Here is a 13,794-nt window from a genome sequence, read left to right on the forward strand (position 1 = left end):
TGGACACCCAACACACCGAAGAGACTGAAGTCACCGTGGACACCGAAGAGTTCCTCCTGCCCCGGTCGCGGATGGCGAACGAGCGGTTGCACGCCATGATCCCCGGGGGCGCGCACACCTACGCCAAGGGCGACGACCAGTACCCCGAGAACGTGGCGCCGGTCATCAGCCACGGCCGCGGTGCCCACGTGTGGGACATCGACGGCAACCGCTATATCGAGTACGGCTCCGGCCTGCGGTCGGTCAGCCTCGGCCACGCCCACCCACGCGTGCTCGAGGCGGTGCGGCGGGAACTCGACCGCGGCAGCAACTTCGTCCGGCCGTCCATCGTGGAGGTCGAGGCCGCGGAGCGCTTCCTGGCCACGGTGCCGACCGCGGAGATGGTGAAGTTCGCGAAGAACGGCTCCGACGTCACCACCGCCGCGGTGCGCCTCGCCCGCGCCGTCACCGGGCGCCCGCGGGTGGCCATCTGCGGCGACCATCCGTTCTTCTCCGTCGACGACTGGTTCATCGGCATCACGTCGATGTCCGCAGGCATTCCGGCGGCGACCACCGGGCTCACCGTGGCGTTCCCTTACGGGGACCTGGCCGCCACGGAGGAATTGCTCACCCGGTACCAGGATGAGGTCGCCTGCCTGATCCTCGAACCGGCCGGCCACACCGAGCCCCCGCCCGGATACCTCGCCGGCCTGCGCGAGCTGGCCGACCAGCACGGCTGCGTACTGATCTTCGATGAGATGATCACCGGCTTCCGCTGGTCCGAGGCGGGCGCCCAGGGCCTGTACGGCGTGGTGCCCGACCTCTCCACGTTCGGCAAGGCGCTGGGCAACGGGTTCGCCGTCTCCGCGCTGGCCGGGCGCCGCGACCTGATGGAGTGGGGCGGGCTGCGTCACTCCGGCGACCGGGTGTTCCTGCTGTCCACCACGCACGGTGCGGAAACGCACTCCCTGGCCGCCGCGATGGCCGTGCAGACCACCTATGTCGAGGAGGGCATCACCGCACAACTGCACGCCCTCGGCGAGCGGTTGGCCACCGGTGTCCGCGCCGCCGCGGCCGGCATGGGCGTCGGCGACCACGTCGTCGTACGAGGCCGGGCCAGCAACCTGGTCTTCGCCACCCTGGACGAGAACGGGCAGCCGTCGCAGCAGTACCGCACCCTGTTCCTGCGCCGGCTCCTCGCGGGCGGAGTGCTGGCCCAGTCGTTCGTGGTGAGCAGCGCGCTTGACGACGCAGACATCGACCGAACCATCGACGTGGTGGCCCAGGCATGCGCGGTGTACCGGAAGGCACTGGACGCCGCTGACCCCACCCCCTGGCTGGCCGGGCGGCCGGTGAAGCCCGTGTTCCGCCGCTTGGTGTGACGTGACGTCAGCGACGCTCCCGCCAACCGGCCGCGGCCGTCCGATCAACCAGCCAGTCGGCCATCCGGTCGACCAGCCACGCGGTCGCCGGGATCACCGCCAGCGCGGTGCACCAGCCGCCGAGGGCGTCGGTCGGGTAGTGCGCGCCCAGAGCGACCTGCGCCCAGCCCATGGCTGCGCCGGCAACCAGCGCCGCGGCGAGCACGAGTAACGTGCGGCCCGTCCGGCCGAGGCCGAGCCGGCCGGTCGCGAGCAGCGCCACCATGAGGGCGAGCGCGGTGGCGAAGGCGGTGTGCCCGCTCGGGTAGGACAGGTTGCCGTCGCCGTGGATGGTGCGCCCCACCAGATGCTTGAGCAGCGTCGCCGTTCCCACGGTCATGCCGACACCGGCAACGACGAGCACCGCTGCGCGAGGACTCCGAAGCAGCAGGCACCCCGTCACGATGGCCACGACCAGCATCACCGCTCCCACGGGCTCCCCCAAGAAGTCCATGGTCAGAGCGACGTTCCGCCACGGCGGCCGCACACCCTCCACCGCCGGCTGGATCCACCCGTCCACCCTGCCGGGCTGGCTGTGGCCGGCATACAGGACCCCGAGTACCGTGACCGCCAGCGCGGCGAGGGCCGCAATCAGCCCGAGCCACACGCGCAGCGATGGGGGCAGCATCGCGGGCGCCGCCCGGCCGGTCACCCGCCCACCGCGTCCGGTCGACCTGCGGTAGTGACCATCTTTTCTGCCGTGCGCAGCGTCGGGCGTTGCGGGATTGCGTCGCAGCCGTGCCGGCGCCGCGGGACCGCATCAAGACGCTGACCGCGTTGGCGGAGCCGGTGACCGCGCCCCACGCCGGCGGGGCGTGGTTTCCGAACGACTCCGGTGCCCGGAAGTCCGGGCACGCCACGGCTTACCGCCCGCTGCCGCCCGCCGACATGGCCGGGATCGTCAGCCTGTACGGGTTGCTCGGCTGGACCGAGGAGGATGACAAACCCGTGCAGGATGAACTGGTCTTGGCCGACTTCCAGGTCCGCTCCGGCCAGGCGATCCAACGCGAGCCCCCGTCGTGTCCGACTCATCCTCCAGCGACCATGACCATCCCGCGAAGAACCGCTCCTGGCCTGTACGACCCCTTTACGTGTCATCCTAACGATCCGAACCATGCGGCGCTGCCGGTCTGGGAGCGTTACAACGAGCAGTCCCGTACCACCATGCGTTTCGACTTCGTGATCACGGCCACCGGTGACCTCGCGGAGACGGCGACGGTGACCGCCGTCGAGGTGGCGTACACCCAGGACTCGGTGGCCCAACTGGCGGAACGCTGGCCGGGGCTGGGTCTGGACGCGGTCTTCGCGTACAACGACGAGTACGCGGCGCTGCTGATGCACGCCTTCCAGGACGTGGGCATCGGGTTCCCGGAGGACGTGGCCGTGGTCGGCGCCGACGATCTGATGCTGGCCTCGCTGCAGCGCCCGCCCCGGTGGACGTCACCCTCATCCACCGGGCGTCCTCGTAGCGTCAGTTCACTTCCGGCTCAGCCGGCGCGCTCCCGGGCGAGCAGCGGCGCGAAGGCCCACCAGAGCAGCAGCGAAGTACCCGCCCCGGCCAGCGCGCCCGCGACCGTGTCGCTGAGCCAGTGCGCGTGCAGCCACGTCCGGCTCCACATCATCAGCGCGACGAACAACCCGCCGCCCAGCCACCAGGCCCGGCGCCGGGCGAGCGGGATCAGCAGGACGCCGACGATCACCACGAGGGTCGCCGCGCCGGCGGCGTGGCCGGACGGGAACGAGCCGTGGTCCACCCTGACCAGCGGGTGGGCGGGCCGCGGCCGGTCCACCACCTGCTTGAGGACCTGGACGACGAGCATGTTCGCCGCGAGGTAGGTGGTGAGCAGATACAGCACCGACCACCAGCGCCTCAGGACGAGCAGCGCCACCAGGAGCGCCAGCGGGACCACCACGCCGAGCGGTCCGCCGAACCAGTTCAGGACCGTGGCGACCGCCTCGTAGACACCTCGGTGCGGTCCTCCCATCCAGCCGAGCCACCGCTCGTCCAGCCCCTGGAAGAAGGGGCGCCGGACGTCGGCGCGCGTGGCGATCCCGATCAGCGCGGTGGCCAGCAGGCAGACCAGCGCGAGGGGGAGCACGCGTGGTCGCGGGGGAGCGGCGGGCAGCCGGTGGTTCCCGGCGGCGGTCGGGAGCTCGGGAACGGCGGTCGATGTGTCGGTCACGTGGTGCCTCTCGCGGCCCGGTCCGCGGGGGCGGACGGACGGGGAAACGGATGAACGGATACGGATACGGAAGAGCTGGACGAGGGACGGGGGCGGCGTGCCGAGAGCGGCGGCCGGAGGTCCGGCCGCCGCTCGCGGAAGCAACCGCCCGGGTCAGGGCTGGGACGGGCCGTTCAACCGGCCGGCGATGAAGGCGACGCTGTCGCAGACGATCGAGACGATGTCCGGGGAGCCGAGGAAGATGTGGTCGGCGCCGTCCACCGGCGTGAGGGTGACCTCGCCGCCCGCGGTGCGCAGCTCCGCGGCCAGGAGCTCGCTCTGGCTGTAGGGCACCAGACCGTCCTTGGTCCCGTGGATCAGCAGGAAGGGCGGGGCGCCCGCGCCGACATAGGTGACGGGGCTGGCGGCCCGTGCCAGGTCGGTCCGCTCGTCCTCGGTGCCGCCGAGCAGCGCCGCGAACGGGTTGGGGTACTCGGGCGCGCCGGGCGGTGACGGCGGCATCGGGTGGGCGAGCAGCGAGGCGATCTCGTGGACCCCGTACCAGTCGACGACGGCCTGCACCGCGGTCGGCTCGCCGAGGACGCCCTCGGTGCCCTCCATCGCGGCGCCGCCGGGGCCGTCGGCCGTGGTGAGCCCGGCCAGTGCCGCCAGATGACCGCCGGCCGACTCGCCCCACACGGCGATCCGGTCGGTGTCGATGCCGAAACTGCCGGCGAAGCGGCGGATGTAGCGGATCGCCGCCTTGACGTCGTGCAGCTGCGCCGGGAACGGCGCCTCGAGGCTGTGCCGGTAGTCGATGGAGACGAGGGCGAAGCCGGCGCCGAGGACCGAGCCGTGCAGCAGCTCGACGGGCACGGTGGGCGGCGGGTAGCGCCGGTCGCCCTCCATCCAGCCTCCGCCGTGGATCCAGAGGACGACCGGCGGGGGCGTCGCGCTCGCGGGCACCTGGACGTCGAGCAACCGCGGCCGGTACCCCGGCGAGGTCGCGTAGGTGACGCCCTCGAACCGGGTCACGCCGTCGTCGCCCACCACGGGCGGCACGGGGGCCAGGAAGGGCGGCGGAGGCCACCCCAGGTCGAGTTGGGCTGGCGGTGACTGCGTCATTCCGGTCCCTTTCCATCCAGGTCGATCGACGTGTGTCCGCGGCGGCGCACGGGCCGTGTGCTCGGCGGAGACCACCGCGGACGGCCGCGCACGTCAGTGGAGGTCCACGAGGTCCACGAGGTCTATGAGGCGCACGGGAGTGCGCGGTGGTTCACGGCGTCGGTGAAATCCGACATTCGGCAACTTTTGCCCGAAATGCCTTGCGCTTGGCGCGGAGGGCTGCCTAGCATGTTACACGTGTAACAACGATCCGTACCGGCACTGACCCCAGAATTTCGGTCCAGTTGATCCGAGAGGTGGCGCAGGAGCCGGCGGAGGTTGCACGAGCGACACAGGCGTCCGTCCCCCCTCGCCTCGCCGTCCCGCCCCGGGAGTCCCGCGATGCTCACCGTCACCGCGTTCACCGTCTCCGCTCCGTCCACCCCGCCGATGCCGTCCACGTCGTCGGCCCCGCCGGTCCTGCCGGCGCCCGCCGGCGCCGGGCGGGCGCGGTCCCGCCCGTCCGCGCCGCCTCCTCCGGGCCGCGCGATCGTCCACTGGGTGCTGTCGCCCGAGGTGGCGGCCGTCCCGCGGATCCGCCGGCGGCTGCACCGTGTCCTGCTGGACTGGCACATCCATGCCGACGTCATCGACACCCTCCTGCTGGCCGTCACCGAACTGGCCGCCAACTCCGTGCAGCACGCCGGGCCGGCCACTGAGCAGCTGCGCGTCACCGCGGCCGTCGGCGGCGGTCAGCTGTGGCTGGACGTGAGCGACGGGGACCCGTGCCCGCCCCGGGCCGGGGCGGACGTCGATCCGGATGCGGAGTGCGGGCGCGGTCTGCTGATGGTGAACCTGTTGGTCGACGAGGCGTGCGGCTCGGTGGAGGTCCTCCCGTACGGCGGTAGGGGTGCGGGCGGTGGTGCCGGGAAAACCATCCGGGTGCGGGTGCCCGTCGCGCGCTGACGGGCGTCCCGGCGGCGCCAGGTGACCGCCCCGGCCCGTTGCGGACCTCCGCTTCCGTCACTTTCCGTGACGAAACCTGTTCTTAACGAGAACCTTTATAGCGAATCATTGACTGCCGTCATTTTGGCGAGATACTGGCTCCACTCTCCCCGCTGCCCCGAGATTGAGGTGCCGCCCCATGGAGCTCTCTCCGTCCGCGCATGCCGATACCTTCTGTCGCGACCGGCTGCCACCGTTCGCCCAGTGGCCCGAACTCAGCTTCGATCTACCGGAGTTGGCGTATCCGACCCGGCTCAACTGCGCGCAGTCGCTGCTCGACGACGCCGTCGCCCGCTGGGGTCCCGACCGGCCGTGCCTGCTCACCCCGACCGGGCGATGGACGTACGGGGACCTCCTGCGGCGCGCCAACCAGGTGGCGCAGGTGCTCACCGAGGACCTCGGCCTCCAGCCCGGCAACCGTGTGCTGCTGCGCGGCCCGAACAATCCGTGGCTGGTCGCGTCCTGGTTCGGCGTCCTGAAGGCCGGCGGCGTCGCCGTCACCACCATGCCGCTGCTGCGCGCCGCGGAACTCGCCGAACTGCACGACATCAGCCGCCCGGTCGCCGCCCTGTGCGATCACCGCTATCTCGAAGAGCTCGACGCGGCCGGTGCCGCCGGCCTGACCGTCGTCCCCTACGGCGGCACCGGACCGGACGACCTGGCGGCCCGCAGCGGGACGAAGAGCGGCTCGTTCGTGAACGTCGACACCGCCGCGGACGATGTGGCGCTGATCGCCTTCACCTCCGGCACGACGGGACGTCCCAAGGCGACCATGCACTTCCACCGGGACGTGCTCGCCAACGCCGACACGTTCTCCCGGCATGTCCTCCAGCCCCGGCAGGACGACGTGTTCACCGGAACGCCTCCGCTGGCGTTCACCTTCGGGCTGGGCGGGCTGGTGGTGTTCCCGCTGCACGTCGGCGCGGCGACCCTGCTGATCGAGCAGGCGACACCGACCCAACTCGCCGACCTGGTGGCCGAGCACGGTGTCACGGTGCTCTTCACCGCACCCACCGCCTATCGCGCGATCATGGCCGCCGGTGTCGCGGACCGGCTGGCGGGCGTCCGCCGGTGCGTCTCCGCCGGCGAGGCGCTGCCGGCGAGCGTGTGGGAGGAGTTCCGCGCCACCACCGGACTGCACATCATCGACGGCATCGGTGCGACCGAGATGCTGCACGTGTTCATCTCCGCCGCCGACGGCGACATACGCCCCGGCGCGACGGGCAAGCCGGTCCCGGGCTACCGGGCGGCCGTCGTCGACGAGACGGGGGCGGCCGTCCCCGACGGGCAGCCGGGCCTGCTCGCCGTCAAGGGCCCCACCGGCTGCCGGTACCTGTCGGACCCACGGCAGTCGGAGTACGTCAGGGACGGCTGGAACATCACCGGCGACACCTACGTCCGGGACGCCGACGGCTACTTCTGGTACGTGGCCCGCAGCGACGACATGATCGTCTCGTCCGGCTACAACATCGCGGGTCCCGAGGTGGAGAAGGCGCTCGTCGTCCATCCCGACGTCGAGGAGTGCGGTGTGGTGGGAGCCCCGGACGGCAGGCGCGGCATGGTCGTCACGGCCTATGTCGTCCTGCGGGCCGGGGTCGAGGCCGGCGCGGACACCGTCAAGGCGCTGCAGGACCACGTCAAGCGGACCATCGCGCCCTACAAGTACCCCCGCGCCATCGAGTTCGTCACCGCGCTGCCGCGCACCAGCAACGGGAAGCTGCGCCGCGGTGAACTGCGCAGGATGGCGGTGGACGGTGCGACGGGCGGCGAGGCGTCGCTGCCCAGCGTGACCGTCGAACGGCGGGTCGAGTGGCCGGACACGGACGCGGCCGGGCACTACCACCACTCCACGGTGGTGCGCTGGGTCGAGGCGGCCGAAGCGGTCCTGCTGCGCAGGCTCGGCCTCGGCCATCTCTTCGGCAGCATCCCCCGGGTCCACTTCGAGGCGGACTACCGGGAGCGGCTGTGGTTCGGGCAGGCCGTCCGCACCGAGCTGCGGATCACCAAGGTGGGCACCAGTTCGCTGCATTACGCCTTCACCGTGCGCGGTGAGAGCGAGGACGGGGCGGCGGACGGGGACGGGGTCGCCGCCACCGGGCGTATGACGATCGTCCACTCCGCCGCGCGCGCCAAGGGCTCCGAGCCCTGGCCCGACGACGTCCGCCGGCTGCTGTCGACGGCGGGCGCACAGGCTCCCGAGCTGTTCGCCTGACCGGCGCGAGCCGGGCGGGACCGCACGCGGTCCCGCCCCGCCATGTTGCAATATTGACGATCGCAGAAAATGCGGCATATCTTATGTCGCAGAACCACGAGGAGGACCCGTGCGCGTAGCAGTCATCGGAGGAGGGCCCGGCGGGCTGTACTTCGCAGCCCTGGCCAAGCAGCTCTCACCGCGATGGGACGTCACCGTCTGGGAGCGCAACGCCGCTGAGGACACGTTCGGCTTCGGGGTCGTGTTCTCGGACGAGACGCTCGACGGCATCGCGCAGGCCGACCCCGAGGTCTACGCCGCCATGTCGGAGGAGTTCGCCCGCTGGAGCGACATCGACGTCTGTTACGGCGGCCAGGTCCTCACCTCCGGCGGCCACGGCTTCGCCGCCCTGGGACGCAAGCGGCTGCTGCAGATCCTGCAGCAGCGCTGCGCCGCCCTGGGGGTCGACGTCCGGTACAGCACCCAGGCGCCGCCGGCGGCGGAACTCGCCGCGGAGTACGACCTCGTGGTGGCCTCCGACGGGGTGCGGTCGGCGACCCGGGAGCACTTCGCCGACCGCTTCGGGCCGGATCTCGACGAGCGCGGGTCCCGCTACATGTGGCTGGGCACCGACCGGGTCTTCGAGGCGTTCACCTTCATCGTCGCCGAGGCGGACTTCGGCACCCTGCAGGTCCATGCCTATCCCTTCGACGGGAAGCGCAGCACCTTCATCGTCGAGATCGACGAGGCGGCCTGGCGGCGCGCGGGCTTCGACACGTTCGCGGCCCGTGACCTGCCGCCCGGCACCAGCGACGAGGAGAGCATCCGGCTCTGCGAGGAACTCCTCGCGGACCACCTCGACGGGCACCGGCTCATACCCAACAACTCCAAGTGGCTGCGGTTCACGACCGTGCGCAACCGGTCCTGGCAGCACGGCAACGTCGTGCTGCTGGGGGACGCGGCGCACACCGCGCACTTCTCGATCGGCTCCGGCACCAAGCTGGCGATGGAGGACGCGCTCGCCCTCGCCGCCTGTCTGCAGGAGCACCCGGACGTTCCCGCGGCGCTGAGCGCCTACGAGGCGGAGCGCCGGCCGGTGGTCGAATCCACCCAGCGCGCGGCCCAGGCCAGCCTGGAGTGGTTCGAGAACGTCGGCCGGTACACCGGCCAGGACCCGCACCAGTTCGCGTTCAACCTGCTCACCCGCAGCCGCCGCGTCACCTACGACAACCTCCGGGTGCGGGACGGGGAGTTCACCGCGGCGGTCGACTCCTGGCTCGCCGAGGCGGAGGAACCGCTGACCGCGGCGGTGCGGCCGGCGGCGGTGTCCGTGCCGCCGATGTTCCGGCCGTTCCGGCTCGGCGGCCTGCACCTGCGCAACCGGGTGGTCGTGCCGCCCACGGCGCTGTACACCGCACGCGACGGTGTGCCGGGGGACTTCGACCTCGTGCACCTGAGCACCCGGGCGCTCGGCGGCTCGGCGCTGGTCTTCGCGGGGATGACGGCCGTCAGCCCGCAGGGGCGGGCCACCCCCGGCTGCCCGGGGCTGTACACCGACGGGCAGGAGGCCGCCTGGCGGCGGATCACCGACTTCGTCCACCAGCAGTCGGACACCTGCCTGGGCATTCAGCTCACCCACGCCGGACGCCGCGCCGCGACCACCATGCCCCGCTCCGACGGCAGTTCCGGCCCGCTCGGCGACGACGGCTGGCCGACCATCGCCGCCTCGGCCCTGCCCTGGAACGAGGCGGACCCGGTGCCGCGCGAGGCCACCCGCACGGACATGGACGAGATCGCCCGGGACTTCACCGCCGCCGCGGAACGCGCCCACCGGGCCGGATTCGACGTCCTGGAGCTGCAGTACGGCCACGGCCATCTGATGTCCGGCTTCCTCTCCCCGCTGACCAACCTCCGCACCGACGCCTACGGCGGCACGCTGGAAGGACGGCTGCGCTTCCCCCTGGAGGTGCTGCGGGCGGTGCGCGCCGTATGGCCGGCGGGGAAGGCACTGGTCATCCGGATCTCCGCGGCGGACTGGGCCGAGGGCGGCACCAGCGAAGCCGACGTGGTGGAGATCTGCCGCGCCCTCGCGGACGCCGGGGCGGACGCGCTCGACGTCTCCACCGGTGAGGTCGTCGCCCATGAGCGGCCGCGCTACGGGCGCAGCTACCAGACGCCGTTCGCCGACCTGGTGCGCAACGCCACCGGGATCCCGACCATCGCCGTGGGCGCCATCTCCACCTACGACGACGTCAACTCGATCATCCTGGCGGGCCGCGCCGACCTGTGCGCCGTCGGCCGGGCCCAGCTCCACGACCCGCTGTGGACCCTGCACGCCGCCGCGGCCCAGGACTACACCGGGCCGGGAGCGACCTGGCCGCACTCGTGGAAGGCGGGCAGCGGCAAGCCGCCCGGCGCCCGCACCGACCGGGTGCCGCCCCGGCTCCAGCTGCTGCGCGAACCGCCCGTGCCCGTGCACCAGCGCTGGCTTCCGCACCCGGCGGCCGGGCTGCCGGACGCGGACCTGTCCGGCGCGACGAGCGGCCGCTGATCGTGCCGACCACCGACCGGGCGCCGTTGACCGCGCTCACCACCGCAGAAGCAAGGAGGACCGGATGCTGAACCTGCCCCGCTTCACCGCCGCCGCGGTCCAGGCGTCACCGGTGTACCTGGACGCCGGCGCGACCGTCGACAAAGCGATCGCCCTCATCGGGGAGGCGGCCGGCAACGGCGCCTCGCTGATCGTCTTCCCCGAGGTCTTCATCCCCGGATACCCGTACTGGAACTGGACGATGAACCCGGTCCAGGGCTCCCCGTGGTTCGAGCGCCTCTACCGCTCGTCGGTCGACATCCCGGGACCGGAGGTGGACGCGCTGCGCGCCGCCGCCCGCCAGTACGGCGTCGTCCTCGTCATCGGCGTCAACGAGCGCGGCGCGCACAGCCTCGGCGTCCTCTACAACACGATGCTGACGATCGGTACCGAGGGCGAACTGCTGGGCGTGCACCGCAAATTGGTGCCGACGTGGGCAGAGAAGCTGACCTGGACCGGCGGCGACGGCAGCTCCCTGCAGGTGCACCGGACCCCGATCGGCCCGCTCGGCGTCCTGGCCTGCGGCGAGAACACCAACACGCTGGCCCGCTTCACGCTGCTGGCACAGGGCGAACTCGTCCACGCCTCCAGCTACATCGCCCTGCCGGTGGCCCCCGAGGACTACGACATGGCGGACGCCATCGCGGTCCGCACCGCCGCGCACTCCTTCGAGGGCAAGGTCTTCTCGGTCGTGGCCTGCTCCACGATCTCCCCGGAGATCGTGGACACCATCGCCGGCGACGACCAGGAGGTGCGCCGGATGCTCGCCCGCCCCCGCAGCGCGCTGTCCGGGATCTTCGGCCCGGACGGACGCCCGGTCACCGAGCCGCTGATCGACGACGAGGGCATCGTCTACGCCGAGATCGACCTCGGCAAGTGCATCCAGCCCAAGCAGATGCACGACATCACCGGCCACTACAACCGCTTCGACGTCTTCCAGCTCCACGTCGACAACCGTCCACGCCAACCGGTGACCTTCGCGACCGACCCCGCGCCGGCGGCTCCCGCCCCGGACGCCAAGGACAGCACCGAACTGCAGGACCGCAACGGCCTCAAGGACCTCAAGGAGGAGATATGACCGCCGAGAACGACGACACCATGCTGGGACGCGCCCGCGTGTCCGACACCCCCGAGCTGACGGCGTACTACGGCGAGCTCGCCGGCCTCGAGGCCGGCGCCCTGTGGACCGTCGCCAACGAGATCGAACCCTGGTTCCCGCAGCCGAAGTCCGTGCCCGTCCTGTGGCGTTACGAGGAACTGCGGCCGCTGGTCCACAAGGCGCTCGACCTCGTCAAGGCCGACGACGCCGGCAGGCGGGTCGTCATGCTCGTCAACCCCGGCCGCAAGGACGTCAGCGCCGCCGCGGGACTGCTCTACACCGGACTGCAGATCATGGGCCCCGGCGAGGCGATGACCGCCCACCGGCACCAGGCCGCCGCACTGCGCTTCGTCCAGGAGGGCACCGGTGCCTGGACGATCGTGGACGGGCAGAAGCTGAAGGTCGGCGCCCGCGACTTCGCCATCACCCCCAACGGCACCTGGCACGAGCACGGCAACGACTCCGACGACGCCCCCGTCATCTGGCAGGACGGCCTGGACATCCCCCTGGTCAACTCCCTGGACGCGGGCTTCTACGAGGTCCACCCCGACCTCTACCAGACGCCCGGAAAGGTGATCAACTCCTCCGTTCTCACCTACGGCGGCAACCTCCTGCCGTACGGCGTGGAGAAGTGGACGAGGCCGTACTCTCCGCTGCTGGCCTATCCCTGGGAGCCGACCTACGCGGCGCTGCGCGACCTGGCGAAAACCACGGACGGCTCCCCGTACGACGGCGTGATCATGGAGTACACCAACCCGCTCACCGGCGGATCCGTGATGCCCACGATGAGCGCCCATATGCAGCTGCTGCGCCCCGGCCAGGCGACCCGCGCCCACCGGCACACCGGATCCGTCATCTACACGGCCGCCAAGGGCCACGGTGTCTCGGTGATCGCCGGGCAGCGGTTCGCGTGGAAGCAGGGCGACATCTTCTGCGTGCCGTCCTGGGCCTGGCACGAGCACGAGAACCTCGACCGGTCCGAGGACGCCTGCCTGTTCTCGTTCAACGACTTCCCGGTGATGCGCTCGCTCGGCTTCTTCCGTGAAGAGGCGTACACCGCGAACGACGGGCACCAGCCCGTCACCTAGGCGAGCACCGACCCGTCGCTTGTCGGGCCCGTCACCCGACGGGCCCGCCACCCAAGACGTCCCGCGCCGCCGGATCCGCCGGCCCTGACACCGGCTCCGGCGCCGGAGTCTCCGGGGACACTCCTGTCGCGCCGACACCGTCCCCGGCCAGGACCGGCGGTGTCCTCCTGATGGGGACACCGCCGGTTCACCCCCCGGCCCTCCCGACCCCGACGTACCCCGTCCCACCCTCGCAAGGAGCAGCCATGCGCCTGATCACGTACACCCACAACGACGCGCCCGACCGCCTGGGCGCCCAGCTCGACGACCGGGTGGTCGACCTCGCCGCACTGGCCGGGCACGCCGGGACCGAGCTTCCGGCCGACCTGCTCTCCTTCATCCGGTCGGGATCCGCCGCCCTGGACGCGGCCCGCGAGCTGCTGAGCGGCGACCCGGCCGGCTGGCCGGCCGGCGTCGTGCACCGCCTCGCCGATGTCGAACTCCGCGCACCGCTGCGGCCGGGCAAGGTCGTCGGCGTCGGTCTGAACTACGTCGAGCACGTCGCGGAGTCCAGCCGCACGCTGGACACCGCGAAGGAACTGCCCGACCGGCCCGTGCTGTTCGGAAAGCCCGCCACCGCGATCACCGGCCCCGGCCGGCCGATCCTGCACAACGCGGATCTGACGACACAGCTGGACTGGGAGTGCGAACTCGCCGTCGTCATCGGCCGCACGGCCTTCCGTGTCTCGGAGGCGGACGCCTGGGACCACATCTTCGGCTACAGCATCATCAACGACATCAGCGCCCGCGACCAGCGCCGCTCCGGCCAGTGGTTCTTCTCCAAGGGCCAGGACTCCTACGCGCCGTTCGGCCCGGCCGTGGTCACCGCCGACGCGGTGGGGGACCCGATGGCGCTGGACCTGTCGCTGCGGGTCAACGACGTGATCAAGCAGAAGTCGAACACCCGGCACATGCTCTTCCCGATCGCCCGGCTCATCGCGGACATCACCTCGGGCATGACCCTGGAACCCGGTGACGTCATCGCGACCGGCTCCCCGTCGGGCGTCGGCGCCGGCATGGTCCCGCCGGAGTTCCTGCAGCCCGGCGACCTGGTCGAAGCCACGATCGAGGGCATCGGCACGCTGTCGAACCCGGTGATCGACGCCCGCTGACCCA

9 protein-coding genes and 3 pseudogenes are annotated in these 13,794 nt (G+C 71.7%); 9 read left to right on the plus strand and 3 right to left on the minus strand.

Annotated elements, in window-relative coordinates:
* The first annotated feature begins 35 nt into the window (after positions 1 to 35).
* Entirely contained in the window at positions 36 to 1,361 is a 1,326-nt protein-coding gene (locus C8250_RS36000; RefSeq protein ID WP_138352582.1) for a glutamate-1-semialdehyde 2,1-aminomutase, read from the plus strand.
* Between the two features lie 7 nt (positions 1,362 to 1,368).
* On the opposite strand, the gene C8250_RS36005 is transcribed toward C8250_RS36000, so the two are convergent.
* Complete coding sequence (locus C8250_RS36005; RefSeq protein ID WP_138352506.1) at positions 1,369 to 2,052, minus strand: phosphatase PAP2 family protein; 684 nt, start codon at positions 2,050 to 2,052, stop codon at positions 1,369 to 1,371.
* A gap of 560 nt (positions 2,053 to 2,612) precedes the next feature.
* Here C8250_RS36005 and C8250_RS44030 point away from each other — a divergent pair.
* Positions 2,613 to 2,828, plus strand: a pseudogene (locus C8250_RS44030) (substrate-binding domain-containing protein); the annotation flags it as partial.
* A 59-nt stretch (positions 2,829 to 2,887) separates the two neighbouring features.
* On the opposite strand, the gene C8250_RS36015 reads toward C8250_RS44030, so the two are convergent.
* Together C8250_RS36015 and C8250_RS36020 are read right to left on the minus strand one after the other, a co-directional pair.
* Complete coding sequence (locus C8250_RS36015; protein WP_244809590.1) at positions 2,888 to 3,583, minus strand: phosphatase PAP2 family protein; 696 nt, start codon at positions 3,581 to 3,583, stop codon at positions 2,888 to 2,890.
* A 153-nt stretch (positions 3,584 to 3,736) separates the two neighbouring features.
* Positions 3,737 to 4,687 (minus strand): alpha/beta hydrolase, encoded by a 951-nt coding sequence (locus C8250_RS36020; RefSeq protein WP_138352507.1) that lies wholly within the window; start codon positions 4,685 to 4,687, stop codon positions 3,737 to 3,739.
* A gap of 381 nt (positions 4,688 to 5,068) precedes the next feature.
* Between C8250_RS36020 and C8250_RS36025 the strand changes: the two genes are divergently transcribed.
* The 7 genes and pseudogenes from C8250_RS36025 to C8250_RS36050 all read left to right on the plus strand — a co-directional run bounded on the left by C8250_RS36025 (position 5,069) and on the right by C8250_RS36050 (position 13,790).
* Positions 5,069 to 5,632: an ATP-binding protein gene (locus C8250_RS36025; protein WP_138352508.1), complete on the plus strand. Its 564-nt coding sequence runs from the start codon at positions 5,069 to 5,071 to the stop codon at positions 5,630 to 5,632.
* Between the two features lie 178 nt (positions 5,633 to 5,810).
* A pseudogene (locus tag C8250_RS36030) lies at positions 5,811 to 7,409 on the plus strand (AMP-binding protein); the annotation flags it as partial.
* 78 nt (positions 7,410 to 7,487) lie between these two features.
* A pseudogene (locus tag C8250_RS44035) lies at positions 7,488 to 7,883 on the plus strand (thioesterase family protein); the annotation flags it as partial.
* 109 nt (positions 7,884 to 7,992) lie between these two features.
* A complete protein-coding gene (locus C8250_RS36035) occupies positions 7,993 to 10,413 on the plus strand; it encodes a bifunctional salicylyl-CoA 5-hydroxylase/oxidoreductase (protein ID WP_138352510.1) in 2,421 nt (806 codons plus the stop codon).
* A 64-nt stretch (positions 10,414 to 10,477) separates the two neighbouring features.
* Complete coding sequence (locus tag C8250_RS36040; RefSeq protein WP_138352511.1) at positions 10,478 to 11,530, plus strand: carbon-nitrogen hydrolase family protein; 1,053 nt, start codon at positions 10,478 to 10,480, stop codon at positions 11,528 to 11,530.
* Positions 11,527 to 12,639 carry a cupin domain-containing protein gene (locus tag C8250_RS36045; protein ID WP_138352512.1) on the plus strand — a complete coding sequence of 371 codons (1,113 nt, stop codon included), beginning with the start codon at positions 11,527 to 11,529 and terminating at the stop codon, positions 12,637 to 12,639. Before C8250_RS36040 ends, C8250_RS36045 begins: the two co-directional genes overlap by 4 nt.
* 245 nt (positions 12,640 to 12,884) lie before the next feature.
* A complete protein-coding gene (locus C8250_RS36050) occupies positions 12,885 to 13,790 on the plus strand; it encodes a fumarylacetoacetate hydrolase family protein (RefSeq protein ID WP_138352513.1) in 906 nt (301 codons plus the stop codon).
* Positions 13,791 to 13,794 lie beyond the last annotated feature (4 nt).

This window comes from Streptomyces sp. So13.3 (assembly GCF_005860785.2).
GTDB classification, from domain to species: Bacteria; Actinomycetota; Actinomycetes; order Streptomycetales; family Streptomycetaceae; genus Actinacidiphila; species Actinacidiphila fildesensis.

What these genes read in the sequence shown, in the direction of transcription:
- C8250_RS36020 (WP_138352507.1), bottom strand. Translation starts at nt 4,687, where the DNA reads ATGACGCAGTCACCGCCAGCCCAACTCGACCTGGGGTGGCCTCCGCCG.
- C8250_RS36025 (WP_138352508.1), top strand. Translation starts at nt 5,069, where the DNA reads ATGCTCACCGTCACCGCGTTCACCGTCTCCGCTCCGTCCACCCCGCCG.
- C8250_RS36040 (WP_138352511.1), top strand. Translation starts at nt 10,478, where the DNA reads ATGCTGAACCTGCCCCGCTTCACCGCCGCCGCGGTCCAGGCGTCACCG.
- C8250_RS36045 (WP_138352512.1), top strand. Translation starts at nt 11,527, where the DNA reads ATGACCGCCGAGAACGACGACACCATGCTGGGACGCGCCCGCGTGTCC.
- C8250_RS36050 (WP_138352513.1), top strand. Translation starts at nt 12,885, where the DNA reads ATGCGCCTGATCACGTACACCCACAACGACGCGCCCGACCGCCTGGGC.